Origin of the sequence: Seohaeicola nanhaiensis, assembly GCF_042654245.1 — a bacterium.
Classification (GTDB): Bacteria; Pseudomonadota; Alphaproteobacteria; order Rhodobacterales; family Rhodobacteraceae; genus Seohaeicola_A; species Seohaeicola_A nanhaiensis.
In genome coordinates, this window is record NZ_JBHSGI010000024.1 from 684,341 (window position 1) to 698,835 (window position 14,495).

The following is a 14,495-nucleotide window of genomic DNA, read 5'->3' on the forward strand; positions in this document are numbered from 1 at the left end:
CGGGGAGGGTCAGATCTGTGCGGGCAGCCAGAGCGCGATCTGGGGGAAGATCGACAGGAGCAGCCCACCGAGCAGCATCAGTGCGAAGAAGGGCAGCGTGGCGAGCGCGATCTGGCCGATGGGCACGCCGGTGATCGAGCGCAGGACGAAGAGGTTGAAACCGATGGGCGGGGTGACGAGGCCGATCTCGACCATCAGCACGAGGTAGACGCCGATCCAGATCGGATCGAACCCGGCGGTGGTGAGCAGCGGCAGCACGATGGGCACGGTCATCAGCACCATCGAGATGCCGTCGAGCACGGTGCCGAGCATGACGTAGATCAGGGTGAGCAGCAGCAGCAGCATCATCGGGCTGAGGTTCAGCGCGACGATGGCCTCGGACAGCATCTGGGGCAGGTGCAGGAAGCCGATGGCGGTGGCAAGCACCGCGGCGGCGGCGAGCGCGCTGCCGATCATCGCGGTGGTGAGCACGGCGTTCATGCCGGTGCGATAGAGGTCGGCCAGCGTGATGCCGCCGCTGAAGCGGGCGATGACGATGGCGCCGAAGACGCCGACGGCAGCGGATTCGGAGGGGGTGGCGAAACCGCCGTAGATGCTGCCCATGAGGAAGGCGATCAGCAGCAGCACCGGAGCCATGCCAAGGAGGCCGGCAAAGCGCTGGCGCCAGGAATAGGCGTCCTGCTGGGCCGGGGCGAGCGCCGGGTTAATTAGGCTGCGCACGAAGATGTAGCCGGAATAGAGCAGGCCGAGCATGAGGCCGGGGAAGATGCCCGCGGCGAATAGCTTGGCGACCGAAACCTCGGCCACGATGCCGTAGATGATCAGGGTGATCGAGGGAGGGATCATGATGCCGATGGTGCCGGCGACGGTGATCGAGCCATAGACCAGCGAGGGGTCGTATCTGCGGCCGATCAGTTCGGAGGTGGCGACCCTGCCGATGGTGGCGGTGGCGGCGACGCTGGAGCCGGACATGCCGGAAAAGATCACGGCGCCGCCGACGTTGGCGTGCAGCAGGCCGCCGGGCAGGCGGCGGACCCAGGGCGCGAGCCCGCTGAACAGCTTGGCGGCGAGGTTGGTGCCGCTGATGATCTCGCCCATCCAGATGAACAGCGGCACGGCGGCCAGTTCAAAGCTGAAGACGCTTTTCAGGATGACCGGGGTGAGGATCGAGCCGATGCGCGGCACCGGAAACCCGAGCAGGACGAGGAAGGCGAAGAGCGCTGTCAGCAGCAGGCCGACGAAGATCCAGAGGCCGGCGCCAAGGGAGCAGATCACGACAGCGAGCAGGACGAGGGAGAGGGTGACGGGATCCATCAGGCGCAGTCCCGGTGCATGGCTTGAACCGGGGTCGTCATTCGATGCTCTCGGCCTCCTTGATGAGCGGCCGTCCGATCAGGAGGCCGAGGGAATAGAAGAAGACCTGGAGCAGGAAGACCAGCATTCCGGTCAGCACCACGGCGTTCGGGATCCAGATCGGAGTGGCGGCCAGAGTGGTGCTGATGGTGCCGCGCGAGAAGTCGCGGCCGACGCGGATGGACATGTAGTAGACGACGAAGGCCATGACCACGAAGGCGACGAGGCAGGTCAGCACCTCCATCACCCGGCGGGGGCCGGGGCCAAGGCGGCCGAGCACGATGTCGACGCGCACCAGCGATCCGGTTCTGACGGCGTGGCCGAGGCCGAGGAAGACCATCGTGCCGAGACCGTAGCCGACGTATTCCTCGGTGATGTTGGTGGAGGTTGCGAAGAAGGACCTGAGCACGATCTCGGTCAGGATGAGCAGCGTGGTGCAGGCCAGCACGACCACGGCGAACTGGGCCGCGACACGCGCGACCCAGGCCGATATCCGGTCAAGACGGTCGTAGAGGGTGTGCATCCGCTGTCCCGACCCAGAGGCGGTCTATTTTCCGCGGGCGGCGAGATAGGCGTCCAGGACGGCGGCCTTGTCGCCGACCTTGCTGCGCCAGTCTTCGATCAGGGGCGCCGCGACCTCGACCAGCTTGGAGCGCAGGTCGGGGTTGGGCGAGGTGATGACGTTGACCTTCTTGGCCTTCATCGCCTCGTAGTTGCCTTCGACCTGGGTGGCGAGGCGGGCGAAGGTGCGGTCGGTGGTTTCGGCGCCGGCTTCGAGAACGGCCTTCTGAAGGTTCTCGGGGAGGGCGTCCCAAACGTCCTTGTTGATCGCGATCACCGAGATCGGCACCGCCCAGTTGATTTCGGTGAAGTTGGGCAGATAGTCGTTGATGCCGCTGTTGATGCCGAGGTCGGCCGACGTCACCACGGCGTCGATGGCGCCGGTGCTGAGCGCGGGCATCACGTCGCCCCAGTTCATGTTCACCGCAGCCGCGCCGGCGCCGGTGAAGGTGTTCAGGCTGTTGAGGTCGAAGGCGCGGATCTTGAGGCCCTGGAGGTCGGCGAGGCTCTCGACCGGCTCGCGGCTCCAGATGCCGCTGGGCGGGAACAGGCCGGCGCTGACGAGCACCTGGTTGTAGCCTTCCATCGTCTTGCCGAGCTCGTCCTTGTAGGCGTCGTAGAGCGCGCGCACGTCGTCCACGTTCTCGACCAGGAAGGGCTGGGAGGAGAGCAGGAAGTAGGGGTCATACCCGCCGTAGTAGGACAGGGCGTGGCGCGCGAGGGGCACGCCGCCGTCCTGCACCGCTTCGAGGTGGTCGACGCCCTTGTAGCCGAGCGAGCCGTCGAAGTGGTGGACGATCCGGATTTCGCCATTGGTCTTTTCGGCGACGAGTTCGGCGAAGACCACGTCGGCAACGCCGTCCGACGAGTTGCGGCCGAAGGCATTGGGCATGTCCCACACGATTTCCGCGGCGGCGCCGGTCGCCAGGGTGCAGGCGCCGATTGCGGCCCCGACCATCAGGGCGTCTCGAATTCTGAAGAAGGCTTGCATGTGGAATTCCCTAATCGTTGTTTTGGCGGTGGCGCGACAATACAGGCGGGGCCTGTGATGCATACATATGCGTATGGAGTTGTCCAAATTTGAACCAATCCGTCAAGCATGGGTTCTGTGTCAGCGCGAGAAATTCAAAGGACATTGACCATATTCGGGGCGGATGCGTAGACTTGCCCAAATGTTAACAGACATGAGTGTATGGAATGCTGCGACTTGGGGTCGATATCGGCGGGACCTTCACCGATTTCGCGATGGCGGATCAGGGGCGCAGGTGGACGGCGCTGCACAAGCGGCTGACGACTCCGGAGGATCCGGCGCGGGCGGTGATCGAGGGCGTTCAGGCGATCTGTGCCGAGAATGACATCGCCATCGGTGACATCGGCGAGATCGTGCATGGCACCACGCTGATCACCAATGCGCTGATCGAGCGGCGGGGCGAGCCGACCGGGATGCTGGTCACCGAGGGGTTCCGCGATACCTTCGACCTGGGGCAGGAAGCGCGGTTCGATCTTTACGACCTGCGGCTGACCTTCGCCAAACCCATCGTGCCGCGCACCGCGCGGGCGGCGGTGGCCGAGCGGATCAGCCATCAGGGAGAGATCCTGGAGGCGATGGACGAGGACGCGCTGCGTGCGTCGATCCGCGATCTGGTCGAGGGGCAGGGGATCAGCGCGCTGGCGGTCTGTTTCATCCACTCGTATCGCAATCCGGTGCATGAACAGCGCGCGGCCGAGATCGCGCGCGAAATGTATCCAGGGCTCTATGTCTCGGCCTCGTCGGATGTCTTCGCCTATCCGCGCGAATACGAGCGGTGGACCACGACCTGCGCCAATGCCTATGCGCTGCCGATGGTGGACCGCTATCTGCGGCGGCTGGAAGAGGGGCTGGCGGAGATCGGGTTTGGCGGCACCCTGTCGATCATCGCCTCGGGCGGCGGGCTGATGACGCCGGCGATGGCGCGGCGCTATCCGGTGCGGCTGCTGGAGTCGGGGCCGGCGGCGGGGGTGCTGATGGCGGCGCGGATCGGCGAGGATCTGGGGATCGGCAGCCTGATCGCCTTCGATCTGGGCGGCACCACGGCGAAGGGCGCGCTGGTGCGCGCGGGCGAGCCGAGCAAGAAGTACACCTTCGAGGCGGCCCATGCCTACAAGCACAAGTCGGGCAGCGGGCTGCAGTTACAGATCCCGGTGATCGACATGGCCGAGATCGGGTCGGGCGGCGGGAGCATCGTCTCGGTCGACAGCCTGGGGCTGATCCGGGTCGGGCCGCGCAGCGCGAGTTCGGTGCCGGGACCGGCCTGTTACGGGCTGGGCGGCGAGGATGCGACACTGACGGATGCGAACCTGATGCTGGGCTATCTGGACGCGGACTTCTTCCTGGGCGGCAAGATGCGCCTGGCGCCGGAGGCGGCGGGCGGGGCCATCACGCAGCGGGTCGCGGCGCCGCTGGAGATGGAGCTGATGCGCGCGGCCTGGGGCATTCACGACATCGCCAACGAGGATATCAGCCGGGCGTTCCGGATGCATGCGACCGAGCGCGGCTTCGACTATCGCCGGTCGAGCATGGTGGCCTCGGGCGGGGGCGGGCCGATCCATGCGGCGCGGATCGCGCGCAAGCTGCGGGTGCCGCGGGTGATCTATCCGGCGGGGGCCGGGGTGATGTCGGCCTTCGGGATGCTGGTCGGGGCGCGGTCCTTCGAGGTGGTGCGTGCGCATGCGCAGCGGCTGGAGACGCTGGACGCCGATGCGCTGGGCGCGCTGCTGGCAGAGGTGCGGGCCGAGGTGTCGCAGCATCTGACCGACTCGGGTCTGGACCCGGCCGAGATCGCGACGGACGTGCGGCTGGACATGCGCTATCGCGGGCAGGGCTATGACGTCGAGGTGCGGCTGCCGCAGGGGCTGGAGGCGGCAGAGATCCTGGCGCAGCTGCCGGCGCTGTTCACGGCGGCCTATGAGGATGTCTTCCACAGCACGCTGGACCAGCCGCTTGAGATCACCGGGCTGAAGGTCGAGGCGCGGGCGCCCAAGCCGGACTTCATGCCGCTGCTGCCGGCGGGGAGCGGCGCGGAGGGTGCGGCGCTGAAGGGCCGGCGGCGGGCCTATTTCCCGCTGGCGGGCGGGGTGATCGACTGCCCGGTCTACGACCGCTACCGGCTGGCGCCGGGGCAGACCGTCACCGGGCCCTGCCTGGTGGAGGAACGCGAGAGCACCTGCCTGCTGGACTTCGGCGACAGGGGAATCATCGACAGGCACGGCAATCTTGTGGCCGAGATCGGTGTCACCACGGGAGAGGCGGCGTGATGGAGATGCGCGACACCATAGATGCGGTCGATCTGTCGATCATGTGGGACCGGCTGATCTCGATCACCGACGAGGGGGCGGCGGCGCTGGTGCGCTGTTCCTTCTCGACGCTGGTGCGGGATGGCTTTGACCTGACGGTGCTGATCTTCGACGCGCGCGGCCGGATGATCGCGCAGAGCGCGAAGTGCATCCCGGTGTTCATCGGCACGGCGCCGGTGACGCTGGCGCATATGCTGAAGAAGTTCCCGCCCGAGAGCCTTTTGCCCGGCGACGTGGTCGTGTCGAACGACCCGACCATCGGCACGGGGCACATGTTCGATATTGCTGTGATGCGGCCGATCTACCGGGACGGGGCCATCGCGGGCTATGCCATGAGCATCACCCACCTGCCGGATATCGGGGGAATGGGGTTCTCGGTCTCGGCGACGGAGATTTACCACGAGGGGCTGCGCCTGCCGATCTGGAAGCTGGTGTCGGCGGGGAAGGTGGACGAGAACCTGGTCGAACTGATCCGGATGAACGTGCGGGTGCCCGAGCAGGTGATCGGCGACATCTTCGCCAATGTCTCCTGCACCGAGATCGTGACGCGGCAGGTGATCGACTTCATGGAGGAATACGCGCTGGACAGCCTGCAGCCGCTGGCCGACGCGATCCTGCGCAATTCGGACGAGGCGGTGCGGCAGGCGCTGCGCGAGATGCCGGACGGGGTGTATCGCAGCAGCCTCGACGTCGAGGCGCTGGACGAGGTGCGGACCCTGCATTGCGCGATCACCAAGGCGGGCGATACGCTGGAGGTGGATTTCGCAGGCACCGGACCCTGCGTGCGGGCCGGCATCAACGTGCCGTTTCCCTATACGCGGGCGATGGTGCTTTATGCGGTCAAATGCCTGACCACGCCGGGGATTCCGAACAACGAGGGCGCGATGCAGGCGATCACGGTGCGTGCGCCGGTCGGCTCGATCCTGAACGCGATCCCGCCGGCGGCCTCGGCCGGGCGGCACACCATCGGGCATTTCATCTTTCCGCTGATCCTGAACACCCTGTCCGACGTGGTGCCGGGGCGGGTCAGCGCGGGAGCCGGGCTGATCGACATCCTGACCTTTCAGGGCCAGCATCCTGACGGCGCGGGCCTGTCGGCGACCTATGCCTGCTCGGGCGGGTTCGGCGGCGGGCAGGGGCTGGACGGGCATCCGGCGCTGCCCGGGTCGACCAACATGGGGCGCACCCCGGTCGAGACTTTCGAGGTGGTCAGCGGGCTGACCATCCTGTGCAAGGATCTGTGGCCCGACTCGGGCGGGGCGGGCGAATTCGCGGGGGGCGCCGGGCAGAGGGTGGTGATGCGCAACGACAGCGGGAATGACATGCGGGTGTTCTCGATGGCGAATCGGACGCTGTTCGCGGCCAACGGGCTGTTCGGCGGTTCCGAGGGCGCGCCGCGCGAGCACTGGATCGACGGGCGCAAGTTGAGCGGGCAGGGGATGAATGTGCTGCCGCCGGGCGGGACGCTGACGCTGAACGAAGCGGGCGGCGGCGGCTTTGGTCCGGCAAGCCGGCGCGAGCGGGCGCGGATCGCCGAGGATATCGCACGGGGGTTCCTGACGGAGGCGGCCGCGCGGGAGAGATACGGCTATGAGCCAGCAGACTGATGGGCAGGCCCTGCGCGGGCGGCGCACCAGCCTGACGCGGCAAGACTGGATCGCCGCCGCGCTGGAGGTGATGGCCGGGGCGGGCATCGCGGCGGTCAAGGTCGAGGCGCTGGCCACCGCGCTGGGCGCGACGCGGGGCAGTTTCTACTGGCATTTCGCGGATCATGCCGACCTGCAGGACGCGCTGATCCAGGAGTGGACCGAGCGCAACGTCACCCCGTTCCGCGCCATCCCGCAGCAGGAGGAGGGCGGTCCGCGCGCGCAGCTGGCTCGCTATGCCATGGTCTGGCTGACCGAGCGGTTCGATCCCGGGCTGGATGCGGCCGTGCGCGAATGGGGGCGCAGCTCGGACGCGGTCGGGCAGATGGTGGCCGCAGTGGATGACGAGCGGATCGCCATCCTGAACGACCTGTTCACGCGGATCGGCTATGAGGCGGAAGAGGCGCTCGTACGGGCGCGGATCTGGTATTATCATCAGGTCGGCTATTACTCGCTGCGGATCGCGCAACCCCGCGCCGAGCGGCTGGCGCTGTTTCCGGTCTATTTCCGGCTGCTGGCGGGATTTCCGATGGCGCCGGATATCGACCTTGAGGCACCGGGCGGATGACGGCGACAACCGTCCGGATTGGATCCAGATCAAGGCGCAGACGGGCGGAAGGGGGCAGTATCACCCGAGTCGCGCGGCGTCTGGCCGAGGCGCCGCGCAGGACGGAATCGGCCGGGGAGTTCGAGATATGAATGGAGACAAGACACAGAGCCTTGAAGGCAGCGCGGCGGCGGCGATGCTCGCGGCGTTTCCGAATGCGACGCGGGACTGGATGGAGATCATGGCCGAGAGCGCGCGGTTCCTGAGCGCGCGGCTGCGCGCCGACGTCGCGGCGCAGCAGGCGATGCTGGCCTGCAGGAGTCCGGCTGAGCTCTTTCAGGTACAGACCGAGTTCTGTTCGACAGCGCTGCAGGATTACGCGAACGAGGCCGCGCGGATCGGCCGGAAGATGACGGAGACGGTCGAGGATACGCTGACCGATCTCAAGACCGGCCGGGCGCGCGGCTATGACGACGTGCCGCTCTAGAAAGGTCCGGCCCGCGTGATCGCGATCTTGCGCTGACCGGAGGAACGCCCGATGGTCGCCCGCGTTATAGTGCAGGCGGGGGATTGAAGCAGCTTGCCCATCGGGATGACGCATTTTTTATCTGCACTGGCCGGTGTGATCGCGGTGATCGTGATCGCCTATTGCATGTATCGCGCGGTCATGCGGGCGCGCACGCCGCAGGGTGCGGTCGGCTGGATGATCTTCCTAGGCACCGCGCCCTGGCTTGCGGTGCCGGCGTTCCTGTTTCTGGGCCGAAACCGGTTTCGCGAATTCGCCGCCGAACGCCATCGCAGCCTGGAGCTGCGGCGGAGGGTGGCGAAGGAGGCCGTGGGGCTGGCGGACGTGGAACCGGGGCCGTCGCGGCTGGGGGCATTCTCGCATCTGGTGGGGCTGCCAGGAACGGACAGCAACGACTTTCACCTTCTGCTCAATGGCGAGGCGACCTTTGAGGCAATCTTTGATGCGGTGGATGAGGCAAAGAGCTATGTCTGCGTGCAGTTCTACACCATCGTGGACGACGAGCTGGGCAATGCACTGGCCGAGCGCCTGATCGCCGCGGCGCAGCGGGGCGTTGCCGTGCGACTGCTTTATGACAGCATTGGCAGCTACACCCTGTCGACGGCCTATCTGGAAAGGCTTCGCGCCTCGGGCGTCGAGGTCGCCGCACGGCGGCTGGCGCACTGGCCGCCGTGGCGGTTGCAGATCAATTTCCGCAATCACCGCAAAATCGTGATCGTCGACGGCACGACCGGGTTTCTTGGCGGGCACAACGTGAGCGACGATTACATGGGCCGTGGGAAGCAGTTCGACCATTGGCGCGACACCCATATCTGGATGCGCGGGCCGGTGGTGTCGCAGTTGCAGCTGGCCTTTCTGGAGGACTGGCACTGGGCGAGCGGCGATTCCCTGGCCGAGCCGCTGAGCTGGCGGACGGAGCCGCAGGAGGCCGGCATGACCGGCCTGATCGCGCCGATGGGGCCGAGTGACGATATGGACACCGGCACGCTTTTCTTCGTGCTGGCGGCGCAGCAGGCGAAGGCCCGGCTGTGGATCGCCACCCCCTATTTCGTGCCGGATGGCGATGTCTCTTCGGCGCTGGCGGCGGCGGCGCTGCGGGGCGTGGACGTGCGGGTGATCGTGCCCGAGAATTCGGACAGCTTCCTGCTGTGGCTGGCGGCCTTCGCGTTCTTCGACCCCATCCGTAAGGCCGGGGTGAAAGTTTATCGGTATGGGAAGGGTTTCATGCATCAGAAGATCCTGCTGATCGACAACGACTTGGCCTGCGTCGGGACGGCGAACCTGGACAACCGGTCGTTCCGGCTGAACTTCGAGACGATGGCCATCGTGAACGATTCGAACTTTGCCGGGGAGGTCGAGGCGATGTTGCAGGCGGATCTGGAGAGCAGCATCCTTCTGGAGCGCGCCCTGAAGGATCAGCGGGCCATCGTGCGGTATGGCGCTCCGTTTGCGCGGCTGTTCGCGCCGATCCTGTGATGAAGATGAAGATCGCGAGTTACAACATCCACAAGGCCGTCGGCTTCGACCGGCGGCGCAGCCCCGAGCGCATCCTGTCAGTGGTCAATGCGCTGTCGGCCGATGTGGTGGTGCTGCAGGAGGCGGACATGCGGCTGGGGGCGCGGCCGACCGTGCTTCCGCGGTTCCTGATCGAGCAGGAAACCGACTTTGCCATCGCCGATGTGGCCGAGACGGATGTGAGCCTGGGCTGGCATGGCAACGCGGTACTGGTGCGCCGGGGCCTGAAGATTGGGTCGGTGGACCGGATCGAGCTGCCGGGGCTGGAGCCACGCGGGGCGGTGGCGGTGCAGATCGAGGGGCTGACGTTGATCGGCACGCATCTGGGCCTGATCCGGCGCTGGCGCCAGCTACAGATGGCCGCGATCCGGAACTGGCTGGGCGATCACGCCGGACGGGCGCTCGTCATCGGGGATTTCAACGAATGGTCGACCCGGAGCGGGTTCGAGCCCTGGCACGGGCATCTGACGGTGCGCGCCCCGGCCCGCAGCTTTCCTGCAATCCGCCCGATCGCCATGCTGGACCGCTTTGCCCACGGACCGCAGGTGCGGATTCTGGACACCGGCATCGAAACCCGCCGGCCGGCGCATATCGCCTCGGATCACCTGCCGTTGTGGGTGGTGGTGAAGGTGACGTGAGGGGGGGCGGCGACAGGATGTCAGGAATCGGCCACTGCCTCGATCATTGCTGCCGCTGCCGCGGACACTGTTCGAAGGACCGTTTCGTCCGGGATATCGCTGTGCAGCCAGTCGCGCATCGGGCCGAAGGCCTGCAGGAACACCACGAGGTTCGAGAGCACATCGAGCCGGGGGTCTTCGTCCTGCAGACCGAGCCGGCGGTGCAACTGGTCTGACAGGTCCTTCATCAGCGCGGCTTCGCGGATCCGCAGGGCCTTGCGGTCTTCCGGCAGGAGGTGCGGGATGCAGCGGTATGCGAGCAGCGTTCCCTTGCGTTTGACCTGCCAGCTCTGGCGCAGGAACCGCTCGATGGCTTCCCGCAGCGTCAGGCTGTCATCGAGCAGGATCTCGGGCAGCATCTGCACATCCTCGCGGAACCACAACTGGTTCAGCACCCGGCGCAGGATATCGTTCTTGTTGGCGATGTAGTCATAGATGCTGGCCTGGTTGACGTTCGAGCGGGCGCAGATGTCCCGGATCGTCGTCGCCGCAAAGCCCTTTTCCAGGAAGAGTTCGGTCGCCGCATCGCAGATCTGCTTGCGCCGGTCGTCGATCAGGGACTGGTTCTGAACCACCCTGATGTCCGCCTCCTTCAGCAGCTCGGAGCGGGCGGCCCGCAGGCGGTCAGTGACTTTGGTCGACGACAAGGCGTCCCTCCCGGTTTTTTTGTCGCAGGCTATGACGACCCCGTGGACAAGACAACCGCATAGGCCCCGGCGCGGCCGCCGGCGCCGAGGAATTGCGACGGAGGCGGGACAGGGTGCAGAATCCGGTTGAGCATCATCCGGACATTTGTCAGGATTGCCGCAGCAGACGCCACCCCGATCCTCGGGGAACGGCCGTTTCGCCTGAAAAATGGCGTGGTCGACAATCAATCGAAGGGGAGGAAGACATGTCCAAGGATATTTCACGAATCAACCGCCGCTCGGTCCTGCGCGGCGCTGCCGTGGCAGCGGTCGCAACGCCCGCGCTCGTCGGCAAGGCGCTGGCCCAGGGGGAAGTGACATGGCGCGTTCAGGCGCACTGGCCAAAGGCATCGAGTTCTTTCACCGACAGCCTCGGCGTCATCGCGACGAAGCTGGAAGAACGTACGGAAGGCGCCTTCAAGCTGGAACTGCTGGGCGCCGGCGAATTCGCCAAGGGCCCTGACATCTACAACGTCGTGCGCAAGGGCGTGGTGCCGATGGGCACGATCAGCCCGTCCTACATCTCGGACCAGGCGCAGGCGGCGACTTTTGTCTACGGCATCCCGGGGACGCTGCGCCAGGCGTGGGAGATGGAACACGCGATGAAGAACCTCGGGGTCGAGGCGCTGGTCAACGAAGACCTGAACCCCGACGGCGTGCACCTGATGTGCGAGAAGGTTCTGCCGACCGAGATGGTCCTGTCGAAAAAGATCGAGTCCGCCGCGGATTTCAAGGGCCTCAAGATCCGTTCGTCGGGTGCGATGCTCGACTATCTGGCCGCCGCCGGCGCTGCGCCGCAGTTCGTTCCGGGGTCGGAGCTTTATCAGGCGCTCAGCTCTGGTGTGATCGATGGCGCGCACTGGGGTGCGGCCATCGGCGCGCAGTCCATGTCGCTTTGGGAAGTGTGCAAGTTCCACTACAAGCCGGTGCTGGCGCAGACGACCGATGCCTTCATCCTGAACCTCAAGGCGGTCGAAGGACTGTCGGAGGACATGCGCCGTGCGCTGCTGGACACGATCGAGAACCGTTTCTTCCTGCGTTCGGCGGAATACCAGCACAAGGAAGCGATCGCGCTGTCGGAAGGCGTGGCGAACGACGGCGTCGAGGTTGTGAACCTGCCGGACGACGTGCTGGCCCTGCTGTCGGATGCGTCCGCCAGCATTCTTGAGACCGAAGCTCAGAAGGGCGAGCGTGCGGCCAAGGCGGCGGACGTTTACCGCACCCTGATGAAAGACATGGGCTACGTCTGAGCCGTCCGTAACGGACCGGTGCCCCGCCCTGGCGGGGCACACCCCCCATCCCGTCGCGCGGCCCGTCTCCTGTTCTGCGGTCCTGCCGATCTCCCCCAGTGAGGATTGAGCCATGTTTCAACTGGCCCGAGCGATCACGCGCGTGAACCGCTTCATAGGCAAGTGGGTTTCGCTGGCAGTTCTTGTCATTTTCGTCCTGCTGCTGGCGGATGTGGTCATGCGTTATCTTGTCGGCAGCCCGACAATCTGGACCGCCGAACTGGCGACGCTGATCTTTGGCGCCTACGCGATCATCGGCGGCGGCTATCTGCTGGTCGAGCGCGGACACGTCAACGTCGACATCCTGTATGGCCGGTTCTCGCGGCGGCGGCGCGCGCTGCTGGATGTGGTGACATGGCCCCTTTTCGCCCTGTTTGTCGGTGTCCTGCTCTGGCAGGGCTGGGATATCGCGATGGAATCGCTGGCGGATTTCGAACGCTCTAATTCTGTCTGGAAGGCGCCGCTGTGGCCGACCAAGGCGCTGATACCCGTCGCCGCGGTCCTGCTGCTGTTGCAGGGTTTGGTCCGTCTCTGGGCCGACATACGCGTGATGCGTGGCCTGCCGGTCCCGACGGACATCTTCGGCGCGCCGGGCGAGCCTGACCCTGCAGAGACCCGCGCACAGGAGCGTCAGCAATGAGTGTCGAACTTCTGACGATCCTGTTCTTTGGCAGCCTTCTGCTGTTCCTCATGCTGGGCACGCCGCTGGCCTTCGTGCTGGGCGGTGTGTCGGTCGTGTTCCTGTATTTCGAGATGGGGCCGCTGGGCTTCTACCTGCTGGCCTCGAAGATGTGGGAGACGATGCAGTCGCCGACGCTGATGGCGATTCCGCTGTTCGTGTTCATGGCGATCCTGCTTGAGAAGTCGGGGGTTGCGAACGATCTGTACGACATGATGCACCAGTGGTGGGGCGGCCTGCGCGGCGGCCTAGCCATCGGAACGGTTCTGATCTGCGTGATCTTCGCCGCCATGTCCGGCATCTCGGGCGCGGCCGTCGTCACCATGGGCACCATCGCGCTGCCCAAGATGCTTGAGCGCGGCTATGACAAGAAACTGGCGCTGGGCGCGATCAATGCCGGTGGCGGCTGGGGCATCCTGATCCCGCCGTCGATCCTGATGGTTCTTTACGCGCTTCTGACCGAGGTGTCGGTCGGTCGCCTGTTCGCTGCGGGAGTCGGTCCGGGGCTGACGCTGTTCGTGCTGGTGTCGATCTACATAGGCGTGCGCTGCTGGCTGCAGCCCGAACTCGGCCCGGCCCTGCCGCTGGAGGAACGTGCGAACTGGAGCCAGAAGCTCTCGTCGCTCAAGGCGGTGATCCTTCCCATCCTGATCGTGACCATCGTTCTTGGGGCCATCTTCGGCGGCTTTGCCACCCCGACCGAGGCCGCGGCCATAGGTGTCTTCGGCGCGATGGCGGCAACCCTGGTCAACGGCCAGCTGAGCTGGAAGGTGATCCACGAAGCCTCGATCGCGACCCTCAAGCTGACCGCCCTGGTCATGTGGATCCTGTTTGCCGCCCATGCCTTTTCGACCGCCTATACCGCGCTTGGGGCGCAGTCGCTGATCGTCGATGTGATGTCCTACATTCCGGGCGGCCGCTGGGGCGCGCTGTTCTTCATGCTGACGGTGCTGTTCTTCTTCGGCATGGTCCTGGATCCGGTAGGCATCATGCTGATCACCCTTCCGGTGTTTCTGCCGATTGTCCGCGAAGCGGGTTTCGATCCCATCTGGTTCGGCATTCTCTTCATCATCATGATGGAGGTCGGCTACATGACCCCGCCCTTCGGCTTCAACCTGTTCTACCTCAAGGGTGTGGCTCCGCCGGAAGTGACGATGGGCGACATCTATGCCTCTGTCTTCCCCTATGTGGTGGTGACGCTGGTCGGGGTGCTGCTGATCGTCCTCTTCCCGCCGATCGCCACTTTCCTGCCGGAGTATTTCTACCAATAGCAGACTTGCGGACGCCTTGAGACGAGGGCGGCCCCCGGCGCGAGCCGGGGGCCCGGCCGCGAGCGGGGTGTCGCGGCGAGATAGGCGCAGCCGGACGGCATCGCTCACCTTTAGCGCACCTCAGCTTCGGCCCCCGCGGCCGATCCGGGTGGGAATCGACGGTCCTCGGCTGTTTTGGCGGACGCCGGGCGGATAAAGGATGTCGAGCAAGGCATCGACAAGATCGCGATCCGGCCAGCCGACGGGATCGACCATCTGGGCGGCTCCAGAGGTGCGGGCGGCACGCGGATCGTGTGGGACCACGGCGCAATCCTTGTCGAAGGTCAGACCCGGGGTCGGTTCAGCGAAGAGGTTTTCTGTTCTGAGGCTCTGTCGCCGAGGGTGGCGTGCATTCGTTTGCCAGGACCCAGCC

The 14,495-nt window shown here is 65.9% G+C and carries 14 protein-coding genes; 9 read left to right on the forward strand and 5 right to left on the reverse strand.

Features of this window, described 5'->3' with window-relative positions:
• Window positions 1-9: 9 nt before the first annotated feature.
• The 3 genes from ACFO5X_RS17870 to ACFO5X_RS17880 are packed head-to-tail and all read right to left on the reverse strand — an operon-like array spanning window position 10 to window position 2,905.
• Window positions 10-1,314, reverse strand: a complete 1,305-nt coding sequence (locus tag ACFO5X_RS17870; protein ID WP_380719433.1) for a TRAP transporter large permease — start codon at window positions 1,312-1,314, stop codon at window positions 10-12.
• 37 nt (window positions 1,315-1,351) lie between these two features.
• The gene (locus tag ACFO5X_RS17875) at window positions 1,352-1,876 is read right to left on the reverse strand and encodes a TRAP transporter small permease subunit (RefSeq protein ID WP_380719435.1); all 525 of its coding nucleotides are present in this window, start codon (window positions 1,874-1,876) and stop codon (window positions 1,352-1,354) included.
• A 24-nt stretch (window positions 1,877-1,900) separates the two neighbouring features.
• Window positions 1,901-2,905 (reverse strand): TRAP transporter substrate-binding protein, encoded by a 1,005-nt coding sequence (locus ACFO5X_RS17880; protein WP_380719437.1) that lies wholly within the window; start codon window positions 2,903-2,905, stop codon window positions 1,901-1,903.
• 206 nt (window positions 2,906-3,111) lie between these two features.
• Between ACFO5X_RS17880 and ACFO5X_RS17885 the strand changes: the two genes are divergently transcribed.
• The 6 genes from ACFO5X_RS17885 (at window position 3,112) to ACFO5X_RS17910 (ending at window position 10,119) form a co-directional block, all read left to right on the forward strand.
• A complete protein-coding gene (locus ACFO5X_RS17885; protein ID WP_380719439.1) occupies window positions 3,112-5,208 on the forward strand; it encodes a hydantoinase/oxoprolinase family protein in 2,097 nt (698 codons plus the stop codon).
• Window positions 5,208-6,854 (forward strand): hydantoinase B/oxoprolinase family protein, encoded by a 1,647-nt coding sequence (locus ACFO5X_RS17890; protein ID WP_380719558.1) that lies wholly within the window; start codon window positions 5,208-5,210, stop codon window positions 6,852-6,854. The genes ACFO5X_RS17885 and ACFO5X_RS17890 overlap by 1 nt, the downstream gene beginning before the upstream one ends.
• Window positions 6,838-7,461 carry a TetR/AcrR family transcriptional regulator gene (locus tag ACFO5X_RS17895; protein ID WP_380719441.1) on the forward strand — a complete coding sequence of 208 codons (624 nt, stop codon included), beginning with the start codon at window positions 6,838-6,840 and terminating at the stop codon, window positions 7,459-7,461. Before ACFO5X_RS17890 ends, ACFO5X_RS17895 begins: the two co-directional genes overlap by 17 nt.
• Window positions 7,462-7,588: 127 nt before the next feature.
• Window positions 7,589-7,927 carry a phasin family protein gene (locus ACFO5X_RS17900; RefSeq protein ID WP_380719443.1) on the forward strand — a complete coding sequence of 113 codons (339 nt, stop codon included), beginning with the start codon at window positions 7,589-7,591 and terminating at the stop codon, window positions 7,925-7,927.
• A gap of 105 nt (window positions 7,928-8,032) precedes the next feature.
• Entirely contained in the window at window positions 8,033-9,442 is a 1,410-nt protein-coding gene (cls, locus tag ACFO5X_RS17905) for a cardiolipin synthase (protein WP_380719445.1), read from the forward strand.
• A complete protein-coding gene (locus tag ACFO5X_RS17910) occupies window positions 9,442-10,119 on the forward strand; it encodes an endonuclease/exonuclease/phosphatase family protein (RefSeq protein WP_380719448.1) in 678 nt (225 codons plus the stop codon). The genes cls and ACFO5X_RS17910 overlap by 1 nt, the downstream gene beginning before the upstream one ends.
• 20 nt (window positions 10,120-10,139) lie before the next feature.
• On the opposite strand, the gene ACFO5X_RS17915 is transcribed toward ACFO5X_RS17910, so the two are convergent.
• A complete protein-coding gene (locus tag ACFO5X_RS17915; RefSeq protein WP_380719449.1) occupies window positions 10,140-10,805 on the reverse strand; it encodes a TetR/AcrR family transcriptional regulator in 666 nt (221 codons plus the stop codon).
• 245 nt (window positions 10,806-11,050) lie between these two features.
• Between ACFO5X_RS17915 and dctP the strand changes: the two genes are divergently transcribed.
• The 3 genes from dctP (at window position 11,051) to ACFO5X_RS17930 (ending at window position 14,083) form a co-directional block, all read left to right on the forward strand.
• Window positions 11,051-12,094 (forward strand): TRAP transporter substrate-binding protein DctP, encoded by a 1,044-nt coding sequence (gene dctP / locus ACFO5X_RS17920; protein WP_380719451.1) that lies wholly within the window; start codon window positions 11,051-11,053, stop codon window positions 12,092-12,094.
• A gap of 112 nt (window positions 12,095-12,206) precedes the next feature.
• Window positions 12,207-12,773 (forward strand): TRAP transporter small permease subunit, encoded by a 567-nt coding sequence (locus ACFO5X_RS17925; RefSeq protein ID WP_380719453.1) that lies wholly within the window; start codon window positions 12,207-12,209, stop codon window positions 12,771-12,773.
• On the forward strand, window positions 12,770-14,083 hold the full coding sequence (locus tag ACFO5X_RS17930; RefSeq protein ID WP_380719455.1) for a TRAP transporter large permease: 1,314 nt from the start codon (window positions 12,770-12,772) through the stop codon (window positions 14,081-14,083). The genes ACFO5X_RS17925 and ACFO5X_RS17930 overlap by 4 nt, the downstream gene beginning before the upstream one ends.
• Before the next feature lie 120 nt (window positions 14,084-14,203).
• Here ACFO5X_RS17930 and ACFO5X_RS17935 read toward each other — a convergent pair whose 3' ends face one another.
• Window positions 14,204-14,338: a hypothetical protein gene (locus ACFO5X_RS17935; protein ID WP_380719457.1), complete on the reverse strand. Its 135-nt coding sequence runs from the start codon at window positions 14,336-14,338 to the stop codon at window positions 14,204-14,206.
• Window positions 14,339-14,495 lie beyond the last annotated feature (157 nt).